The sequence below is a fragment of the Candidatus Polarisedimenticolia bacterium genome, assembly GCA_035764505.1.
Lineage (GTDB): Bacteria > Acidobacteriota > Polarisedimenticolia > Gp22-AA2 > AA152 > AA152.
In genome coordinates, this window is sequence record DASTZC010000043.1 from 1 (window position 1) to 5,608 (window position 5,608).

Sequence of the window (5,608 nt, forward strand, 5' to 3'; positions counted from 1 at the left end):
GTGCCGTTGATGTAACGGATGGGAATCGTGAACTCCCAGCTCTGGCTCCGGTCGCTGTTCTTCACCGCCGCGAAAAGTCCCGAGCCATCCGTCGCGAACCAACCCACGGTAAACAGCGCTAACATCAGCAGCAGGCCCCAACGAACCCTACGACGCATGGCTCCTCCAGCAAAGTGCCGACTCCGATCGGCGGAGAGGGGGGTGAGGATGAGGGGCGCAGCCTACCCCAAGTCCTCCCGGTCAGCAACCTGCCCTTCCGGCCAGGCAGCGGTGGGGTTCCACCGGGTTTTCGGATCGCATAGTATCTGGGCTTCCGACATGACGCGGTCAGTGGGCGGGCCCGCCGCCGCCCTTATCAGCCCGGAGGAGCCATGGGAGAGAAGAACCCCGCGGTAGACGCCTACATCGCCAAGTCCGCCGATTTCGCCCGACCCATCCTCGAGCACCTGCGCTCCGTGGTGCACGCCGGCTGCCCCGGGACGGAGGAGGTCCTCAAGTGGGGCTTCCCGCATTTCATGCACAAGGGGATCCTCTGCAGCATGGCGGCCTTCAAGTCGCATTGCGCCTTCGGGTTCTGGAAGGGGCAGCTGCTGGCGGAGCAGCATCCCGAGCTGGCGGCGACGCGCGAGTCGGCGATGGGGGAGTTCGGCCGGATCATGAAGAAGTCCGATTTGCCGGCGCGAGCCGTCCTGGTGGGCTACGTCAAGGAGGCCGCCGCTCTGAATGACGCGGGGGTCAAGGTCGCCTCGCGCGCGAGGCCGAAGCAGCCGCGTCCCCTGAAAGTCCCCGATTACTTCCTGAGCGCCCTGCGCAAGAGCCGCAAGGCGATGGCGACCTTCGAGGAATTCAGCCCGAGCCACAAGCGCGAATATGTCGAGTGGGTGGTGGAAGCCAAGGGTGAGACGACGCGGAAAAAGCGTCTGGAAACCGCGGTGGCCTGGATGTCGGAGGGGAAGGCCCGAAACTGGAAGTACGTCCGCAAGTGAGGCGAGCCGGCCGGACGGGGGCCTCGATGAAGCGCGCGATGCGGCGATTCGGGATCCCGGCACTCGCCGCGCTCCTGGCGCTCTCCCACGCGGGCGCCGGCGCTGCTTCCTCCCATCTGGCACGCACCGAGCAGGCCCTGGTGCGCTACGTCGACGCCCACAACGAGGAATCGCTGGCGCTGCTGGAGCGCGCCGTCAACATCAACAGCGGGACCCACAATCTGGCGGGAGTCCGGGAAGTCGGAGAGCTGTTCCGCCCGGAGCTGGAGAAGCTGGGATTCCGGGTCACCTGGGCGGAAGGAGAGGCCTTCGGTCGGGCGGGGCATCTGATTGCGGTTCATCCCGGCAAGGGGCCGCGCATCGTCCTGATCGGCCATCTCGACACGGTCTTCGAGAAGGAGAGTCCCTTCCAGCGCTTCGAGCGGATTGATGCCGCGTCCGCGCGCGGTCCCGGAATCACCGACATGAAAGGGGGAGACGTCATCCTGATCGCGGCGCTGCAGGCACTGCAGTCGGCCGGCGTCCTCAAGTCGATGAACGTCGTCGTGGTGATGAGCGGCGACGAGGAAGACGCGGGGAGCCCGCGCCACCTGGCGCGGGAAGCGCTGATCGCGGCGGCCGAGGGGGCCGAATTCGCGCTGGGATTCGAGGACGGAGACGGTAAGCCGGAGCATGTGGTGACGGCACGGCGAGGATCAATCTCCTGGAGAATCCGGACCGAAGGCAAGGCGGCCCATTCTTCGCAGATCTTCACTCCGGACGTGGGAGCGGGCGCCATCTATGAGGCGGCGCGCATCCTCGACGCTTTCCGCGAATCCTTCGCCGGGGAAGCTCATCTGACGCTCAGCCCGGGGCTGATCCTGGGAGGAACGCACGTCACGCTCGATGCGGAGGCCACGACCGGCAGCGCTTCGGGCAAGGGGAATGTCGTGCCCGCCGAGGCGGAAGTCCCCGGCGACCTGCGGGCACTCACGCAGGCGCAGTTCCAGCGTGCGCAGGAGAAGATGAAGGAGATCGTCTCGGCGTCGCTGCCCCGCACCCGGGCGACGCTCGAGTTCGACGAAGGGTATCCCCCCCTGGCGCCGAGCGAGGGGAACAGCCGGCTCCTGGCGATGTACGACGAGGCGAGCCGGGACCTGGGGCTCGGCCCGGTCACGGCGGGCGATCCGGACCGGGCGGGGGCCGCCGACGTCGCCTACCTGGATGGAAAGATTCCGATGATCCTGGACGCGCTGGGGCTGAAGGGGCGCGGCGGTCACACGCCGGAGGAGACGGCGGATCTGACGACGCTTCCGACCCAGACGAAGCGGGCGGCCGTGTTGCTGTACCGGCTGTCGAAATCGGCGCGCTGAGATGAATCTGCGCGAGAGCGCCGAACAATTCATGTTCATGGAGAGGGCAATCCGATGAGAAGAGGCGAGCTCGCTGGGATGATGGCATTCATGCTCCTGCTCGGGATGCTGGCGGGGTCACCCCGGGCGGCGGAGGAGGACCCGCATGCCGGCTGTGCCGCTCCTCCCAGCTACGTCCCCGAGGAGCTTCTCGAGCGGCAGGTGACGCTCCGGGACGGCGTGGGAAACTCCCGCGAAACGGTCACCACGTCGGACCCGCAGGCGCAGGCTTTCTACAATCAAGGCCTGAATTACCTGGAGTCTTACGTCTGGATCGAGGCGTCGCGCTCTTTCCACCAGGCGCTGCGTCTGGATCCGAAGCTGGCCATGGCTTACCTGGGGCTCAGCCGGGTCGCCTCCGGCCTGGACAACGCCGAGGCGGCGCAGAGCTGGTTCAACAAGGGGAAGGCGCTGGCGGATGGCATCAGCGCGCGGGAGCGGCGCCGGTTCGAGATTCGCGGCAAGCAGCTGGAGGCGATGCAGGATCTGGAAAGCGACGCCAAGTATCAGGCCTACAAGAAGTCGATTGATGAGGCGCTCGCCGCGGATCCCGACGACCCGGAGCTCTGGATCCTGCGCGGCAATGCCGACGAGGGGAATGCCTCCGGGCGCGGACAGCGCGGCGGCGCGCCGACGGTGGCCTTCTACGAGCGGGCGCTGCGGCTGGTCCCCGACCACGCCACGGCGCACCACTATCTCGTCCACTCCTTCGAGACGATTGGCCGGATGGAAGAGGCTCTGCAGCATGGCGAAGCGTACGCGAAGCTGGCCCCGGCCATCCCGCATGCCGCGCACATGTGGGGCCACGACTTGCGCCGTGTCGGCCGGGTCGACGAAGCCATCGCCCAGTTCCAAAAGGCTGACGCGCTGGAGGACGCTTACTACAAAGCCGAGAAGATCGACCCCGCCTTCGACTGGCACCATGGCCATAACCTGGATCTCCTGGCCAGCTGTTTCGAGCACAAAGGACAGATGAAGACGGCGGAGAAGACCTTCCGTGAGTCGGCGGAGCTCGGCTCGGTGGGCGCCTATCCCGCCTTCAACAAGCGGGAGATGCCCGGCTTCCTCATTCATCGTGGCCGCTATGCCGAGGCGCTGGAGGCGGCCGGAAAGATGACGAGCTCCGATTACCCCCAGTCCCGCACGGCGGGGCACGCTCTGGCGGGGGAGGCACTCATCGATCTCGGGAAGATCAAGGAGGCCGAAAGCGAGCTGCAAGCAGCGCAAAAGGAGCTGGCGAATGTTCCGGTCGTGACTCCCGGGATCGTGCCGCGGCGTTCCACCGTCGAGCCGCTGGTCGAGGCGCTGCGCGGCGAGATCCTGATGCGGACCGGCAAGCAGAGCGAGGGGCGGAACGTCCTGAAGGAAGTCCAGCGCAAGCTGCGCGCCATGCCGGGGCCCGATGCCTGGTCGCAGGCCTTGTTCCGCCTGGAGGTGATGGCCCGCAGGGCGCGCGATGCCGGGGACTGGAAGCTGGCGGAATACACCGCGGAGCAGATGCTGGACCACGACGCCGCTTACGGCGGCAGCCACCTGGCGATGGCGCTGGTGCTGCAGAAGAAGGGAGATGCCGCCGGCGCGACCCGGGAGTTCCAGGCGGCGATGTCGGGTTGGCGCGACGCCGACCCGGATCTGGCGGAGCTGAAGCGGATCCCGAAGAAGGTGGCCGAGACGGGCCTGGGGAGGTAGGGTAGAAAACCAGCCGCTCAAGACGGAGCAGGCCACCGGTCTTATCGCTATCAAGGAGAAATCATGGCGGACGTCACGGTGAAGAAGATCGAGGAGCTGGATAGCTACCAGGGCGAGGGAAGGTTCAACTACGCGGGAAAGACTCTCGGAGTCAGCGCCTGGGGTATGAACCTGATCCGGATGCCGCCGAACTGGAAGGATTATCCCGATCACGACGAGGCGAAGAGCGGACAGGAAGAGGCCTACGTCGTCCTGGAAGGCGACGGAAAGCTGGTCGCCGGAGATCAGACCTGGGATTTGAAGCCGGGGATTCTGGCGCGGGTCGGCCCGGGTCAGAAGCGCAAGATTTTGCCGGGCGACAAGGGGTTGGTGGTCCTGGCCCTCGGTGGTGTTCCTGGAAAGGCCTATAAACCACGGTCCTGATTGGCCCGGGCAGGGCACCGTTGGACGCGGCGGCAGAAGGCTGCCGCGCGTCAACGGCCGGCATTTGATCTTGGGGAGGCTGGTATTTCCTCCTCGGAAATCGTGTGAGATTAGAAGATCCGCTGACGGCGGTGCTCAGGACATCAGTTTGAAAGCGTGGGTCCAGTCGTTGCGCAGGAACCCCGGGATGCACCAGAGCATGCAGAGCGGCTCGATGGCGCGGGCCGCTTCGGCTTTTCCCATGTCCGCGACCTCCCAGCCGAACTGATCCAGGATCCCCACGACCGTCTCCTTCGAAGACTCGTCGTTGCCGCAGATGAACATGGTGGGCCGCCCTCCCTCGAGCTTCGGGTTCACCATGAGCGAGCTGCCGACCGAGTTGAAGGCCTTGACGAACCGGGCGTTCGGAAACTCGCGCTGCAGCTGCTCCATCAGCGAGTTGTCCAGGCTCGTGAAGAACTTCAGGATGCCGTTGACGGGAGCCTCGTCGGCGATCGGGTTGGTCGCGTCGATGACGATCTTCCCCGCAAGGGTCTCCTTCCCCGCCGCCTGCAGCGCCTTCTGCGCGGCGGTCCCCTTCACCGCGAGGACGACGACGTCGGCGTTCCGAGCCGCCTCTTCGAAGGATCCCACCTTCGATTTGGGATTCTGAGCCGCCCATTCCGACAGCTTCTCCGGCGATCGAGTCCCCATGATCACCTCGTGCCCATGCTTGACGAACCCGCCGGCGAGCGATTTTGCGACGTCCCCCGACCCTAACACTCCGATCTTCATAGTTTCCTCCCTCGAAATTCCGATTTATTGAATGTCGGCCGACGGCTGAATCTTTCCTCGCGCTTTCGTATTCCGAAACCGAGGATAATCCCCGCGCGTTACGATCTCCAGAATCCGGCGCATTCTGAGCCCGGGCAGGGGCACCCTTGGACGCGACGGCGAAGAGCGGCCGAGGGTGCCCCAGCTCGGGCTCAGGCTCTCAGGAGAATCAGCGAGTTTTGCGCTGAGGAAATGCGACGCCGGGGAGACCTTCGGCCATCATGAAGCTGCGGAGAATCTCGCTGCGCGCCACGATCAGCCGCGTGCCGTCGGGCGAGACGCCGAAAGACTCCGGGACGTACTCGG

General features: G+C 65.8%; 5 protein-coding genes. 4 read left to right on the plus strand and 1 reads right to left on the minus strand.

Features of this window, described 5'->3' with window-relative positions; genetic code table 11:
• The first annotated feature begins 371 nt into the window (after nt 1–371).
• The 4 genes from VFW45_02940 to VFW45_02955 all read left to right on the plus strand — a co-directional run bounded on the left by VFW45_02940 (nt 372) and on the right by VFW45_02955 (nt 4,489).
• The gene (locus tag VFW45_02940) at nt 372–986 is read left to right on the plus strand and encodes a YdeI/OmpD-associated family protein (protein HEU5179719.1); all 615 of its coding nucleotides are present in this window, start codon (nt 372–374) and stop codon (nt 984–986) included.
• A 26-nt stretch (nt 987–1,012) separates the two neighbouring features.
• Entirely contained in the window at nt 1,013–2,338 is a 1,326-nt protein-coding gene (locus VFW45_02945) for a M20/M25/M40 family metallo-hydrolase (GenBank protein HEU5179720.1), read from the plus strand.
• Between the two features lie 54 nt (nt 2,339–2,392).
• Nucleotides 2,393–4,066 carry a tetratricopeptide repeat protein gene (locus VFW45_02950; protein ID HEU5179721.1) on the plus strand — a complete coding sequence of 558 codons (1,674 nt, stop codon included), beginning with the start codon at nt 2,393–2,395 and terminating at the stop codon, nt 4,064–4,066.
• 63 nt (nt 4,067–4,129) lie between these two features.
• Nucleotides 4,130–4,489, plus strand: a complete 360-nt coding sequence (locus tag VFW45_02955) for a hypothetical protein (GenBank protein ID HEU5179722.1) — start codon at nt 4,130–4,132, stop codon at nt 4,487–4,489.
• A 135-nt stretch (nt 4,490–4,624) separates the two neighbouring features.
• Here the strand turns inward: VFW45_02955 and VFW45_02960 are convergent, their stop codons facing one another.
• Nucleotides 4,625–5,263, minus strand: coding sequence for an NAD(P)-binding domain-containing protein (locus VFW45_02960; protein HEU5179723.1), 639 nt, complete (start codon nt 5,261–5,263; stop codon nt 4,625–4,627).
• Between the last annotated feature and the right edge of the window lie 345 nt (nt 5,264–5,608).